The organism is Salmonella sp. 32082101201600294FB01SM01 (assembly GCF_017572865.1).
GTDB classification, from domain to species: Bacteria; Pseudomonadota; Gammaproteobacteria; order Enterobacterales; family Enterobacteriaceae; genus Salmonella; species Salmonella enterica.
Genome location: NZ_JAGESB010000001.1, coordinates 1700696 through 1715095 on the forward strand (window position 1 = coordinate 1700696; position 14400 = coordinate 1715095).

The 14400-nt window shown below is 47.1% G+C and carries 13 protein-coding genes, 3 tRNA genes and 1 pseudogene; 8 read left to right on the forward strand and 9 right to left on the reverse strand.

All coding sequences use genetic code 11. From position 1 onward, the window contains the following. Positions 1 to 80 precede the first annotated feature (80 nt). Positions 81 to 1001 (forward strand): drug/metabolite exporter YedA, encoded by a 921-nt coding sequence (gene yedA / locus J4645_RS08425; RefSeq protein ID WP_001212264.1) that lies wholly within the window; start codon positions 81 to 83, stop codon positions 999 to 1001. Here the strand turns inward: yedA and J4645_RS08430 are convergent. The 4 genes from J4645_RS08430 to drpB form a co-directional block, all read right to left on the reverse strand. Next, a complete protein-coding gene (locus J4645_RS08430; protein WP_023214914.1) occupies positions 990 to 1460 on the reverse strand; it encodes a very short patch repair endonuclease in 471 nt (156 codons plus the stop codon). The genes yedA and J4645_RS08430 overlap by 12 nt on opposite strands. Then, on the reverse strand, positions 1441 to 2871 hold the full coding sequence (locus J4645_RS08435) for a DNA cytosine methyltransferase (protein ID WP_001157312.1): 1431 nt from the start codon (positions 2869 to 2871) through the stop codon (positions 1441 to 1443). Before J4645_RS08435 ends, J4645_RS08430 begins: the two co-directional genes overlap by 20 nt. Positions 2872 to 2944: 73 nt before the next feature. Further along, positions 2945 to 3640 (reverse strand): phosphohydrolase, encoded by a 696-nt coding sequence (locus tag J4645_RS08440; RefSeq protein ID WP_208208950.1) that lies wholly within the window; start codon positions 3638 to 3640, stop codon positions 2945 to 2947. Positions 3641 to 3731: 91 nt separating this feature from the next. Continuing rightward, a complete protein-coding gene (gene drpB / locus J4645_RS08445; protein ID WP_000107430.1) occupies positions 3732 to 4031 on the reverse strand; it encodes a cell division protein DrpB in 300 nt (99 codons plus the stop codon). Between the two features lie 649 nt (positions 4032 to 4680). On the opposite strand from drpB, the gene ompS1 reads away from it, so the two are divergent. Further along, the gene (ompS1, locus tag J4645_RS08450; protein ID WP_023214915.1) at positions 4681 to 5877 is read left to right on the forward strand and encodes a porin OmpS1; all 1197 of its coding nucleotides are present in this window, start codon (positions 4681 to 4683) and stop codon (positions 5875 to 5877) included. 260 nt (positions 5878 to 6137) lie between these two features. Here the strand turns inward: ompS1 and J4645_RS08455 are convergent, their stop codons facing one another. The 5 genes from J4645_RS08455 to J4645_RS08480 form a co-directional block, all read right to left on the reverse strand. Next, on the reverse strand, positions 6138 to 6326 hold the full coding sequence (locus tag J4645_RS08455) for a hypothetical protein (RefSeq protein WP_024131109.1): 189 nt from the start codon (positions 6324 to 6326) through the stop codon (positions 6138 to 6140). Between the two features lie 10 nt (positions 6327 to 6336). Then, positions 6337 to 6549 (reverse strand): cold-shock protein, encoded by a 213-nt coding sequence (locus J4645_RS08460; RefSeq protein ID WP_000208509.1) that lies wholly within the window; start codon positions 6547 to 6549, stop codon positions 6337 to 6339. Between the two features lie 454 nt (positions 6550 to 7003). Then, complete coding sequence (locus J4645_RS08465) at positions 7004 to 8272, reverse strand: Y-family DNA polymerase (protein WP_000457657.1); 1269 nt, start codon at positions 8270 to 8272, stop codon at positions 7004 to 7006. A gap of 2 nt (positions 8273 to 8274) precedes the next feature. Next, positions 8275 to 8694: a translesion error-prone DNA polymerase V autoproteolytic subunit gene (locus J4645_RS08470; protein WP_000394197.1), complete on the reverse strand. Its 420-nt coding sequence runs from the start codon at positions 8692 to 8694 to the stop codon at positions 8275 to 8277. Positions 8695 to 9285: 591 nt separating this feature from the next. Next, positions 9286 to 9375: transfer RNA gene (locus J4645_RS08480), tRNA-Ser, on the reverse strand. An 88-nt stretch (positions 9376 to 9463) separates the two neighbouring features. On the opposite strand from J4645_RS08480, the gene mtfA reads away from it, so the two are divergent. The 6 genes and pseudogenes from mtfA to J4645_RS08505 all read left to right on the forward strand — a co-directional run bounded on the left by mtfA (position 9464) and on the right by J4645_RS08505 (position 14280). Continuing rightward, positions 9464 to 10261, forward strand: coding sequence for a DgsA anti-repressor MtfA (mtfA, locus tag J4645_RS08485; RefSeq protein ID WP_023214916.1), 798 nt, complete (start codon positions 9464 to 9466; stop codon positions 10259 to 10261). Positions 10262 to 10361: 100 nt separating this feature from the next. Then, positions 10362 to 10437: transfer RNA gene (locus tag J4645_RS08490), tRNA-Asn, on the forward strand. A gap of 167 nt (positions 10438 to 10604) precedes the next feature. Continuing rightward, positions 10605 to 10869 (forward strand): annotated as a pseudogene (locus J4645_RS22210) (Arm DNA-binding domain-containing protein); the annotation flags it as partial. A 168-nt stretch (positions 10870 to 11037) separates the two neighbouring features. Beyond that, positions 11038 to 11113 (forward strand) — tRNA-Asn (locus J4645_RS08495). Positions 11114 to 11292: 179 nt separating this feature from the next. Continuing rightward, complete coding sequence (locus J4645_RS08500; RefSeq protein WP_023214917.1) at positions 11293 to 12567, forward strand: integrase arm-type DNA-binding domain-containing protein; 1275 nt, start codon at positions 11293 to 11295, stop codon at positions 12565 to 12567. Positions 12568 to 12702: 135 nt separating this feature from the next. Further along, positions 12703 to 14280 (forward strand): hypothetical protein, encoded by a 1578-nt coding sequence (locus J4645_RS08505; RefSeq protein ID WP_133184853.1) that lies wholly within the window; start codon positions 12703 to 12705, stop codon positions 14278 to 14280. Positions 14281 to 14400 lie beyond the last annotated feature (120 nt).

Consider the following 14400-nt stretch of genomic DNA (forward strand, 5'->3'; position numbering starts at 1 on the left):
AAAGGACAATTATAATGCTCGCCAGCATAATAATTTTGACGTTTACTATATTCACCCTTTTTATTTCACCGTGAGTGATTATGCGTTTCCGGCAGTTATTACCTCTTTTTGGCGCGCTTTTTGCCTTGTACATCATTTGGGGGTCTACCTATTTTGTTATCCGCATAGGCGTTGAAAGCTGGCCGCCGCTGATGATGGCAGGCGTACGTTTTCTCTCGGCGGGGATGTTGCTCATGGCGTTTTTGCTGCTGCGCGGCGAAAAACTTCCGCCGCTACGCCAGACCATCAACGCCGCGCTGATTGGTCTACTGCTGCTGGCGGTGGGTAACGGTCTGGTGACGGTGGCGGAGCATCAAAACGTGCCATCGGGCATTGCTGCCGTCGTGGTCGCCACTGTCCCGCTATTTACGCTGTGCTTTAGCTACTTTTTTGGTATTAAAACGCGCAAATTAGAATGGGTGGGGATTGCCATTGGACTTGCCGGGATTATTCTGCTGAACAGCGGCGGCAATTTAAGCGGCAATCCGTGGGGCGCGATTTTGATCCTGATAGGTTCGATGAGCTGGGCATTTGGTTCCGTTTACGGCTCGCGCATCGCCCTCCCTGTGGGCATGATGGCGGGCGCGATTGAAATGCTGGCGGCGGGCGTGGTATTGCTTTGCGCGGCGTTTCTTTCCGGCGAAAAGCTCGCCACGCTGCCTGGTTTATCGGGGTTTATGGCCGTCGGCTACCTGGCGTTGTTCGGTTCTATTATCGCCATTAATGCCTATATGTACCTGATTCGCAACGTCAGTCCGGCGCTGGCGACCAGCTACGCCTATGTGAATCCGGTTGTCGCCGTGTTGCTTGGCACTGGCCTGGGCGGCGAGAGGTTATCGCCCGTTGAATGGGCCGCGCTGGGTGTGATTGTGTTTGCCGTAGTGCTGGTGACTCTGGGTAAGTACCTGTTTCCTGTCAAGGCGGTGGTCACGCCGTGTAAAACGGAAGATTCACGCCAGTAGATGAATCCCCTGGGTGTCGATCTGCGCGCTGGCGCCGCCGCCGCAGATCCACTCTTCCAGGCGCTCCGCCAACGCCGCGTCGCTCAATTTCGCTCGCCCGCGCAAGGCGCACTCCCAGACGATCAGTACCCGCCAGCCAAGCACCTGTAAACGCTGAATATCGCGCTCATCGCGCTCAACGTTCTTACCGATTTTTTCCATCCAGAAAGCCGTTCGCGTGGCCGGTACTTTGAACAGATAACAGTGGTGATGATGCCAAAAGCAGCCGTGAGTAAAAATCACACAGTCATAGTCATTCACCACAAAGTCCGGCTTGCCCGGTAATGTCGCGTCCTGAGTATGAAACGTAATCCCCTGCGCGCTTAGCAGGCCGGCAAGACGTTTTTCAATAGCCGTATCGCGGGTCGCTATCGCGCGCATATTTTTACTGCGCGTGGCTTTATCGTGAACGTCCGCCATCTACCGTCTCTCTCTGACGCAGCGCCACCGCCTGGTGAATTTTGGGTTCCAGCAGCTTTGCTACCGCGGCAAATACCGGCACCACCACGGAATTGCCAAACTGGCGATAGGCCTGCGTATCCGAGACTGGTATCCTGAACTGGTACGTTTGCGGCGCCTCAAATCCCATTAAACGCGCGCACTCTCTCGGCGTGAGTCGGCGGGGACGATGTTGTTGGTTGCCAGCATCGTCGAAATTCACTTCGCCTTTCGCCATATCCCAACCACGATCGATCAGAATTTCGGCGCCATCTTTGTAGTAGCGAGCAGATAACGTGCGCGCCACACTTTCCGGATTGTCAGGATAAACCATGCCATAGCCAAAACCGTTTCCCCGCGCCTGGTGCTTTTTCGCGTAGCGATATAAATATTTCCACAGCACCGGCGTCAGGATATATTTGGCTTCGACGACGGGCTCCAGCAGTTCTGCCAGCGTCGGACGGCGCGGTGGATAACAGCGGGCGATATTGCGTAACGTAAAATCGGTTTTCAGGTTTAAATCGCGGCGGAATCCCACCAACACAATACGTTCCCGATGCTGAGGAAGAAAGTGCTGCCCGTCGATAATTTTCGGATCGTCCGGGCCATTGTCAGCGGCATCCGCCACGTCATATCCCAGTTCATCGAGCGTTTGCATAATAATGCGGAAGGTGTTGCCCTGGTCGTGACTTTTAAGGTTTTTCACATTTTCCAGCACAAACAGCGCGGGGCGGCGAGCGTCGATAATTCTTACGACATCAAAAAATAACGTCCCCTGAGTCTCGCAGGCAAAGCCGTGGGCGCGGCCCAGCGCATTTTTCTTGGAAACGCCCGCCAGAGAAAATGGCTGACAGGGAAAGCCCGCCAGCAGGACATCATGTTGCGGAATATGCTGGCGAATGTGTTCCGCCGCCTCATCATCGCTGACCCCTTCCCGGTGGCTCAACGTGATATCGCGGATATCTTCATTAAAGCGATGTTGCAGCGGATCGCAAAAATAGTTCGCTTTATATGTCCGTACCGCGTGCTTATTCCATTCGCTGGTAAACACGCACTGTCCGCCTATCGCTTCAAATCCGCGGCGAATGCCGCCGATGCCCGCGAAGAGATCGATAAAACGAAAGGCGTAATGTGGATGATGCGCTGGCGGCGTCGGCAACCCTGTTTTAAGACAGGTGAGTTCATTGTCGCTCAAACGATGCCATGCCGCGTTCATCATTACGCGCTTTAAGATGGCCGGGCTCCAGTGCTGTTCGCCCAGGCCGTTAAGGTGCGCCACCAGCGTTTTAACATCGTAGATTTCCAGCAATTGACTCAGCATCGCCTGGATCTCGCTTCCGGCGTCGTCGGCGATGAGGTTCCGGGCGTGTGTTACTGAAATATTTTCCTGCATACATTTAACCGGCCAAAAATAATTGCCGACAGACTAACATAAAATGACGCGGTTTACGTTTCAGCGGCAGGGGTTACTGATGCGTAGCAAACATCTGGATGACCGCCTCATCCCGTGTTTCATAGTCGCCTTTCAGCTCAGCGCTCAGTTTCGCCATGTACGACACCAGAAAATCCGCATTACACTGCGCCAGGTACTTGCCCCGTTCGGTCTGCATCGTCAGCGGCAGTTTCAGCAGTTTGGTTTGAAAATGGTCGAGCGCGAATTGCTTATCGTTAAGAGGCCGTCTGTCGGCAAAGGGATCGTCGGCATCAAACAGCGCTACGCCCAGCGCGCCGGAGACCGCAAAGACCCGCGCCAGACCAATGGCACCCAATGCCTCCAGCCTGTCTGCATCCTGCACGATTTTTGCCTCTGGCGTGGTGGGCGCAATTTTTGCGCTGAAACTATGCGCTTCGATAGCATGACAAATGCCCGCCAGTTTTTCTGCCGGAAAGTCAGGAAAATCCCGCAGAAAAATACGCCGGGTTTCTGCCGCCGCCAGAATGGAAGAACGATGCCGCTGCGGATGATTTTTCGCCAGGCTGACGATGTCATGGAAATAACATGCCGATAGCACCACCAGCCAGTCGACAGGACTGTTTTCCCCCAGCGTTTGCGCGGTTGCCCAAACACGACGAAAATGGAAGATGTCATGGGCGGCATCCTGTTCCTGATGGTGGTGACGTAGCCAGTCTTCAAACTGCGATTGCCAGTATCCTGAGTCCATACGCCCTCTCTTTATAGCAGACCATTTTTATTACATGCCTGAGCACAGGGTTCGCTATCCTGACATATCCGCCACCACTTTACATCCCTGCTTACTTGCGCGTTTCTGGCTTAGTGTCGGCGGGATAAGCCCTGTTTTTGCGAGGCCGGGTATACCAGGCAATACTCCCCAGAATAAGCCAGACGACGCCCAGCGAAAGCGCGTTAAGCCATTTTTCCGTTGCGCTGCCAGGAGTGCTGATTGGGCCGAGAACCGGCTCGGTTTGTATGGCGGACATCAGCCACACGCAACGCGCCATCGCCCAGATGAAGTAGCCGCAAAAGGTATAAAAAACCCATAACGCTAATTTGCCACCCATGCTACGGGTGGCGTTGTCCTCCCTGGTACTCAAACTTTACTCCGCTTTTGTGATGTAAGTCATATGACATTAATTACATTATAATGTGACATTAGTCACATTTCGACCATAAAATACCTTATCCACCTGTTCTGGTTATTCATTCCACAAATAGTTTATTCTCAGATAATGTTACGTCAGGCGCTGAACCTGCTGTTAAATAAGGGAATGGTGATTGAATCGCACTCTGATGCAGAATAACCCATAACCAGAACAACTTATTTTTACGCACCGCGATAGCGTTTTATTTTATTAGCATTAAGTGTCAGAATGATTCGGTTATTAGCCTTTTATCATTTATTTTATCATTACCCACATTACCGGCATTTATGCCGGTTTTTTTTATGCTTTTTCATAATCAAATCATGAAATACATATAAAAAACAAATTATATTCACGCCAAAAAACATCAAATAAAAACACATAACCCATTGATAAAAAATGATAATTATAGAATATATATTCTTAGTTACTTATATAGTCTGTATTATAAAAAACCAAACAGAAACAAATTGAAATATTTTAAATACCTTTGTTACATGTTATTTTTTAAATTCCATGAACTTCATAGAATAGTATCAATTTGTAGTTTTGTTGAAGTGGCTACATATTCATATAAATTATTATCATAAGGGAATACATAATGAACAGAAAAGTTCTGGCACTGCTTGTCCCGGCGTTATTAGTGGCAGGCGCAGCAAATGCGGCTGAAATTTATAATAAAAATGGCAACAAACTCGACCTGTACGGCAAAGTTGATGGTCTGCGTTACTTCTCTGACAATGCAGGCGACGATGGCGACCAGTCCTACGCCCGTATTGGCTTTAAAGGCGAAACGCAAATCAACGATATGCTGACCGGCTATGGTCAGTGGGAATACAACATTAAGGTAAACACCACCGAAGGCGAAGGTGCAAACTCCTGGACTCGTCTGGGCTTTGCCGGTCTGAAATTCGGCGAGTACGGCTCTTTCGATTATGGCCGTAACTATGGTGTTATCTACGACATTGAAGCCTGGACCGATGCGCTGCCGGAATTCGGCGGTGATACTTATACCCAGACCGATGTCTATATGCTGGGCAGAACCAACGGCGTTGCTACCTACCGTAATACCGACTTCTTCGGTCTGGTGGAAGGCCTGAACTTCGCGTTGCAGTACCAGGGTAATAATGAAGATCCTGGCGCAGGCGAAGGAACAACCAACGGCAGCGATGCAGATAGTGGTACTCGCAAACTGGCCCGTGAAAACGGCGACGGTTTCGGTATGTCTACCTCCTACGACTTTGACTTCGGGTTAAGCCTGGGGGCGGCCTACTCTTCCTCTGACCGTACGGACAATCAGGTTGCTAGTGGGCGTGGTGATGGCCATCATTACTATGGCAATAGCTATGCCGGCGGTGAAACTGCCGAAGCCTGGACCGTAGGTGCCAAATATGACGCCTACAATGTTTACCTGGCGGCCATGTACGCTGAAACCCGCAACATGACCTATTATGGCGGTGGCGATGGCGGTGGCGGCGGTATCGCTAACAAAACCCAGAACTTTGAAGTGGTTGCGCAGTATCAGTTCGATTTCGGTCTGCGTCCGTCCATCGCCTACTTGCAGTCTAAGGGCAAAGATTTAGGCGGCCAGGATATGGATAGCCGTGGTAACTATCGTTACACCGACAAAGATCTGGTTAAATATGTTGACGTTGGTATGACTTACTACTTCAACAAAAATATGTCCACCTACGTTGATTATAAAATCAACCTGCTGGACGAAGATGATGACTTCTACGCAAACAACGGTATTGCAACCGATGATATCGTAGGTGTTGGTCTGGTCTACCAGTTCTAAGACGCTTTATGTTATTCAAGCCCGTGCTTAGCGCGGGCTTGTTATTATAGGGCAAGAATTAAATAACGGATAACGGCGCAAAGACAGGTGACCTGGTTTCATCGGATAGATGAGGACAATTTCGCTCTTTTCAGGCGCTGTCTGCAAGAGAAATAACACTTTTGGGGAAAGGAAAATGCCACTATAGATGATGGATGCCAGCGTCTATAGATGATAATCATCCGGGCATAAAAAAAGCTCCTGTACGGAGCTGATATGAATTATTTTCTAAAATCTGGCGGAACCTGTCCTGAGCGAATGTATAATCCAACATTATCAAAAGTGATCATGGTTGACTTACAAAAAATACATTTCGCGCCAAATGGGTTTTGCTCAGTAACATCGAATGTCGATGTTCTGTATTGTGAACCATGGCAACATGGACACCGGAAGTGAATTTTATTAGTAATATCAGATACCTTAAAGCGCCACAACGTTGACCGCTGATGGACCTTTTGGTCCCTGCTCTACTGAAAACTCCACTTCCTGATTTTCATTCAGAGTGCGGAATTCATTACTTTGAATGGCGGAAAAATGCACAAACACATCTTTGCTGCCATCTTTAGGCGTAATGAAACCAAAGCCCTTTTCAGGGTTAAACCATTTTACTAAACCAGTGATTTTCGTCGTCATAATATTGTTACCTTTTGAATGAGCCCTTGGGCAAAATGGCCTGAAGAAAATTATCAGAGAGAAAAAAACCTAAAGGAGATCTCAAGAGGAACAAATGATGAGAAATATTACAATCACTACTTCAGATAAGTTTGTATCAAACCGCACAACCATTAACGCATGGTTAACTGCACATAGCAAGCTTTAGTTTTGTTAAAAAAATATTAATTGTTTTTTAGCATTATCACGCTGATTGCCATACTCTTTTTATCCATGCCCGTCGCTACGGCTGAAACCTGGCGTAAATAAGTTACGTCTCCCAACGCCTACCTGGCAATAAACGCGCCACATTTTCTGATGTCGTAAACCAGAATACATGCGCATCATCGTGAGAGGTTCCTGTGATCTTGTGCGACCAAAACCGGTTAGAGAACGGGGATGATTTGGCAACTATCTCATGCATTGATCGCACAAGTTACTTAACACGCAGTAGATCAGAGTATCTTGTGGTGTACCGAGGCGAAAGCATTTCTCGCTTCATAGCCCACTGTTGCGACATCCCCTGCCCGGCGAAGTACAGCGTCCCCTTCCCGGCTTTTGCGTTAAGATGGTCCAGTACTTCCATCAACTTCGCACTACCGGCGCGCGGCGCGTTATCGTCGAAAAGGTTGAGTTGCGCTACGCCCTGACTGAAGAAGTCACCCAGCATCACCCCCGCTTTCTGGTAGCGATGGCCGTCGCGCCATATTTTATCCAGGCACTTCACAGCCGCATTGATAATGTCGCGTGAATCCTGCGTGGGGGTGAGAAGCGTCACCGCGGCGCTGTTACCGTAGTAGGGCTTGTTCAGGGCAAAGGGTGATGTTTTGACGAATGTTGAAATGAAACGGCAGTACTGGTGCTCGCCGCGGAGTTTTTCTGCCGCGCGCGCAGCGTAGCTGTAAACAGCCTGGCGCATTTCCTCATAGTCTGTGACCCGCTCGCCGAAAGAGCGGCTACAAACGATTTCCTGCTTTGCCGGCGCAAACTCTTCAAGCTCCAGACATGGCTCTCCGCGAAGCTCTCTCACGGTACGCTCCAGCACGACATTGAAGTGTTTCCTGATGATCCAGGTACTTTGTTCAGAGAGATCGAGAGCAGTCTTGATGCCCAGGGCATTGAGCTTCTTACTGATGCGCCTGCCGACACCCCAGACATCCTCTACGGGTATCAGGGCCAGTAGCCGACGCTGGCGATCGATGTTCGATAGGTCAACCACCCCGCCGGTCTGGCGCTGCCACTTTTTCGCAGCATGGTTAGCCAGCTTGGCAAGGGTTTTCGTCTGGGCAATGCCTACACCGACAGTCAGGTGCGTGCGCTTCAGGACCGTCGCTCTTATCTCGCGCCCGAAATCTGTCAGATCCCGGCAGTTTCGTACTCCCGTCAGATCACAAAAAGCCTCATCAATGCTGTAAATTTCTACCCGCGGCGCCATCTCCTCGAGTGTGGTCATTACCCGGTTCGACATATCAGCGTAAAGCTCGTAATTACTGCTGAAGCAAACAACACCGGATCGCCGGAAGCGTTCTTTCTGTTTGAAGAATGGCTCACCTGGTGCGATACCAAGCTGTTTCGCCTCGGCGCTACACGCGATAACGCAGCCATCATTGTTTGATAACACCACCACCGGTCGGCCACATAAATCAGGACGAAAGACCGTTTCGCAGGAGGCGTAAAAGCTATTAACATCGCAGAGCGCGAACATAATCAACTGACCGCTTTAATGATAAAGGTCACCACCCCGAATATGTCGAGCGTGTCTTCACTGCCGACAGGTATAGGTCGATAGGCGCCGTTCATGGGGATTAGCTGCACTGTCGGGCGCAACTGCAACCGTTTTACGGTGAACTCTCCTTCAATTGCCGCAATTACAATGTCACCGTGGTCAGCGTTCCGTGAGCTATCCACCACCAGCAGGTCGCCGTCGCTGATGCCTGCTTCAATCATTGAATCACCCGTGGCTTTGACAAAATATGTTGAGCTGGGATGAGAAACGAGCAACTCATTAAGATCGATACGCTGCTCAATGTAGTCCGCTGCGGGGCTGGGGAATCCACACGGCACTAAGTAACTGAAAAATGGGAGAGGAATAATTTCGCGCAACTCTGTAGGTCTGAAAAATTCCATAATCCATACCTCGAATACTGTTTTTATATACAGTAGTATTATTTAAACATGCGCGCAAGATACCGGAGTCGCTACGGCTGTTTAAATCTTCGTCGCTTCGTTTGTAAGTTTCTCTCTCAGTTCAAATTATGGGTTTTGTAAATTTTCCGGTTGTATTGTCATGTGTGCATATTTAAGCCAGTCTGGAGGCCACATTTTCTGTACAGCGTCGACAGCCCCGCAGCGTAAGTTATCGCCACGCGCCAGCGCGTTTCCCTGACAGCAATTAATCTTTCGCCCTGCGCCCATGTCTACAGGAGAACATTTCGGGCAACAGGCCGGGTGCGACGATTACCGAGGACGGCGGCGTTAAATCGCCGCTAGTGACATCAATATTAATCCAGATGGGGTACGGCGAAAGAGCGGGGGCAGAAAACCAGGAGTTGACTTATGATCGAAAAGTAAAAATAACACTATCCCTGGCCCCCTCTTCTGGCAGAAAAAGCATAAGATGGCGATACGTTTTTCACGTAATATTCTAACAGAATATTCTAAGTGTATTCTAAGTGTGAGACTGATCGCTGAAAGAAGATGAGCTAAGTGTTTGAATTGTGGCGGAGAGAGGGGGATTTGAACCCCCGGTAGAGTTGCCCCTACTCCGGTTTTCGAGACCGGTCCGTTCAGCCGCTCCGGCATCTCTCCGTATGTTGCAATGATGCCAGGTAATTTGGCATTTTAACAGACCCTATTCGGGTAATTTTGTTCAAGTGACGAGTTTACGAGCAAAACGATGATTAAGTGGCCCTGGAAAGCACAAGAAATAACCCAGAACGAAGACTGGCCGTGGAATGATGCGCTGGCTATACCTCTTCTGGTAAACCTCACCGCGCAAGAACAGGCTCGGCTTATTGCGCTAGCCGAACGTTTTTTGCAGCAGAAAAGACTGGTAGCGCTACAGGGATTTGAGCTCGACTCGTTAAAAAGTGCACGTATTGCGTTAATTTTTTGCTTACCGATCCTGGAGCTCGGTATTGAGTGGCTTGATGGTTTTCATGAAGTGCTCATTTATCCCGCGCCCTTTGTGGTAGATGATGAATGGGAAGATGACATAGGTCTGGTGCACAGCCAGCGTGTCGTACAGTCGGGACAAAGCTGGCAACAAGGGCCCATCATTCTGAACTGGCTGGATATCCAGGACTCGTTCGATGCTTCAGGTTTCAACCTCATTATTCATGAAGTCGCGCACAAACTGGATATGCGTAATGGCGATCGCGCCAGCGGCATCCCTTTCATCCCGTTGCGCGATGTGGCTGGCTGGGAACACGATCTCCACGCGGCAATGAATAATATTCAGGATGAAATCGATCTTGTTGGCGAAAGCGCTGCCAGTATAGATGCCTATGCCGCCACCGACCCTGCAGAATGTTTTGCCGTGTTGTCAGAGTATTTTTTCAGCGCGCCAGAACTGTTTGCTCCACGTTTCCCGGCGCTATGGCAGCGTTTTTGCCAGTTCTATCGCCAGGATCCTTCTCAGCGCTTACGGGTAAGCGCTGCCGAAGGCGACTACGGCGAGGAATCCGAACATTAATTCCTCACTTTGTGGGTTAATTAACCAATTGAATTGGCGCGTTAATTTTACTGTTGACACGTTATAGCGGGCCCAGTATTATGCGCCTCGTTGAAACAATTCCTCTGTAGTTCAGTCGGTAGAACGGCGGACTGTTAATCCGTATGTCACTGGTTCGAGTCCAGTCAGAGGAGCCAAATTTAGGGAAGCAGACGTTCACTGACGTCTGCTTTCTGCATTTATATCAACTGATTATCCCCTTCTTCAGGTTCACCCTCGTTCACTAAAAATCATTCGAAGCCATACCCTTTTGCTGGTAAAGCTGGTTCGATTTGCGTTTTACCGGTACGCCGAGGGAACCGTCATGTCACTTACTGATACTAAAGTAAAAAATGCCAGACCAGCGGAAAAGGCTGTCAAGCTCACTGACGGGTTTGGCCTCTATCGGTTCGAAATACTGGCAGTTGGGCTACCGCTATTATGGCAATCAGGAGGTGTTTTCCATTGGGGTTTACCCTGCTGTATCGCTTGCCGATGCCAGATAATGCCGTGACGAGGCTAAAAGGTAGCTGGCTCAGGGGATTGACCCGAACGCAAAAAAACAGGCTGATGAAAAAATCCTTCAGGAAAATTTGACTTGTGTAATTACAGACAAAGTTGCGCCATGCCGGAGCAAAGCAGGGATTAGATCAAAACTTCAACGCTTTGTTGTTTTTGTCAGCAAACAAACGCGTAATCTTATTTCCCCCTTTGACAAGCCGATCACACATCGTTACTATGCGCCCCGTTCACACGATTCCTCTGTAGTTCAGTCGGTAGAACGGCGGACTGTTAATCCGTATGTCACTGGTTCGAGTCCAGTCAGAGGAGCCAAATTAAGGAAAGCAGACGTTCACTGACGTCTGCTTTCTGCATTTATATCAACTGGTTATTCCCTTCTTCAGGTTCACTCTCGTTCACTAAAAACCACTCGAAGCCATACCCTTTTGCTGGTAAAAATGCTGGTAAAGCTGGTTCGATTTGTGTTTTACCAGCACGCGGAGGGAACCGTCATGTCACTTACTGATACCAAAGTAAAAAATACCAGACCATCGGAAAAGGCCGTCAAGCTCACTGACGGGTTTGGCCTCTATCTGCTGGTGCATCCTAACGGTTCAAAATACTGGCAGTTAGGCTATCGCTTTGATGGCAAACAGAAGGTGTTTTCCATTGGGGTTTACCCTGCGGTTTCACTTGCCGATGCCAGACAACGCCGGGACGAGGCCAAAAGGCTGCTGGCTCAGGGGATTGACCCGAACGCTAAAAAACAGGCTGATGAAAAAGTCCTTCAGGAGAAGCGGGATAAAACCCGCTCGTTCCGTGTCGTCGCCAAAAGCTGGTTTGCCACCAAAACAAAATGGTCAGAAGATTACGCCGATACTGTCTGGAAGCGCCTTGAAACCTATGTCTTCCCGGATATAGGCGACAGAAACGTTTCAGAACTGGATACGGGTGATCTGCTTGTCCCGGTCAAAAAAGCGGAAACACTCGGCTACCTTGAAATTGCCATGCGGATTAAGCAATACATCACCGCGATCCTACGTCATGCCGTCCAGCAAAAGCTTATGCGTCATAATCCGGCCTATGATATGGAAGGAGCTGTCCAGAAACCAGAGACGGAACACCGCCCTGCACTGGAGCTGGAAGAGATCCCGCTACTGCTTGAACGTATTGATGCCTACAAAGGTCGTGGACTGACTACGCTAGCGATTAAACTCAATCTGCTGATCTTCATTCGTTCCAGCGAACTTCGTTTCGCCCGGTGGTCGGAAATCGACTTCAAAAGTAAGTTATGGGTGATCCCCGAACAGCGGGAAGCGATTGAAAACGTCAAGCACTCGACTCGTGGAGCTAAAATGAAACGTCAGCACTTCGTTCCCCTTTGCAGGCAGGCTCTTAAGATACTGAAAGAGATCCGCCAGCTTACCTATGAAGAAGGTAACGAAGCCGGATTAATTTTTACCGGCTGTTATGACTCATTCAAACCCATGAGTGAAAACACCATCAACAAGGCGCTGCGTAAGATGGGCTATGACACCACACAGGACATCTGCGGTCATGGTTTCCGCACACTGGCATGTAGCGCCTTAATTGAGTCTGGCTTATGGTCAGAAGATGCTGTAGAGCTTCAGATGAGCCATAAGGAAAGCAACAGCGTTCGCGCTGCCTATACCCACAAAGCCAAGCATCTTGACCAACGCCGCCTGATGCTTCAGTGGTGGGCTGATTTTCTTGATGCGAATCGGAATGGGATGGTCAGGCCGTTTGAGTTTGCTAATCAAAAGTAATGACAATGTTATTCACGTGGAATCGGGCACTGACCTTCCAGTGCCTACTTTGACAAAAAATGTTCAATCAATTGAATTGATTAAACTAAAATATTATCCTGTCATCAGCGATTATAGAAAGTTGGGGATTATATTTTGCTTATTGAATACGCTATAGATAAAGATACAAAAAAGATTATGCATGTCGATAGCGTTCCGAACGGAGCAAAATGTAATTGTATTTGCAAAGCTTGTAATGACGAACTTACTGCTCGAAATGGAGGAACACAAAGACAGCATCATTTTGCTCACAGAAATTTTGTAGAAAGCCGTCCATGTTTAATGACTCAACTGCATTTAGCTATGCAGCATTACTTTCTGAGTTTAGCTGAGATTGTGATTCCACCAGAAGAGTTTGAATATCATGGCGTAGTATTAAAAACCCCTCCAGTGAAAGTAAGTGTATTATCCTCAAGGTTAGAACAGCGCATAGGAAAATTTATCTCTGACGTATATATCAATACTAATATTGGTGATTTTTATATAGAAATATGTGTCACCCATAAATGCGAACAAGAAAAAATAGATTTTTACAAAAACAGCAAAATTAACTCCATTGAGTTAACCTTTGAATACTCCGATGATATTGACATTATCGAATGGTTAGAGAGAATCAAAGAAAATAAAATCCCATATGAATGGTTTTATTATAATGAAAAAGAAAAGGTTATATCTCACTATGAGCAAGAGTTAATAAAAGAGAATAATGAAAGACGAACGAAAAGAACCAAAAGCGCAGAAGTCGCGATTCGTAAACTGTTAAAAGAAAAAACTATATTTTTACCAAGTATCAAACATGAGTTCACCTATACAGAATCCAATGAACATTTCTCAGAAATCGTATCATTATATAATAAGAAAAATCGTCCTCTTGATAAAATAGAACTGATACAACAAAATTTGGAATCATTTGTGCTTAAAGGTGAGATCATTCGAAATGATGACAAATATGTGATATGGATTATATACTCACTTTCCGATAATAAATTAAATTTATCTGACTATCCTCAAGGTAGCATTATCATTCGAAGCTACCCTAATCATCAAAATAAACCAGAATGGCAATGGCTAAGACATCCCTCGCTGGAAAAAGAGAAGTCTCGGTTATATAGCATATTTATAAATAGTTGCAAAGAAAAGATACATACAAAATCGCAAACAATATTCATATCAAATCAACTTAAGCATTTATCTTATAATTACTTGGACGCAAATAAAGAATTTTACAATCAAGACTATCGTAAATGGTGCCAATGGTTAATCAAAAATAACATATTTAGACCAACAGACACACAAAAATGGCCTAAGATTCCGGCTATTTTAAAAGAAAGAATAGAATATCCTTTTTTATGGATGTTTCAAAGATGGAGCATACTTGTCATGAGCACAATCATTGAAATAGTTGATCAGGTTTCTACAGGCAAGGGGATCAGCATGTATTATTTATTTGATAGGCTATTGAAGACATTTCCTCCACATGAAAGGTTTATCGAGTTAGAGGGTATAGCAGAATACAAAACTGTACAGGCACCACATAGATGCCTGATATTTAGAGAGCATATTATACAAGAAGCATTAAAACCATTTTTAGAGAAAAATATGATAAGTATAAAATATGACTTAATTATTAAAAACATTCCGTTAAAGCAAGTTTTAAAACAAAATACTGTATAGTTCAAACTATAGTAAATTTCTGACAAAAGTCAAATTGTAAGTTTTCCATTATTATTACATATAATATGTATTAGCTCAGATTTTATCTGACACAGTAATGGCACAGATCTAAATCTAATC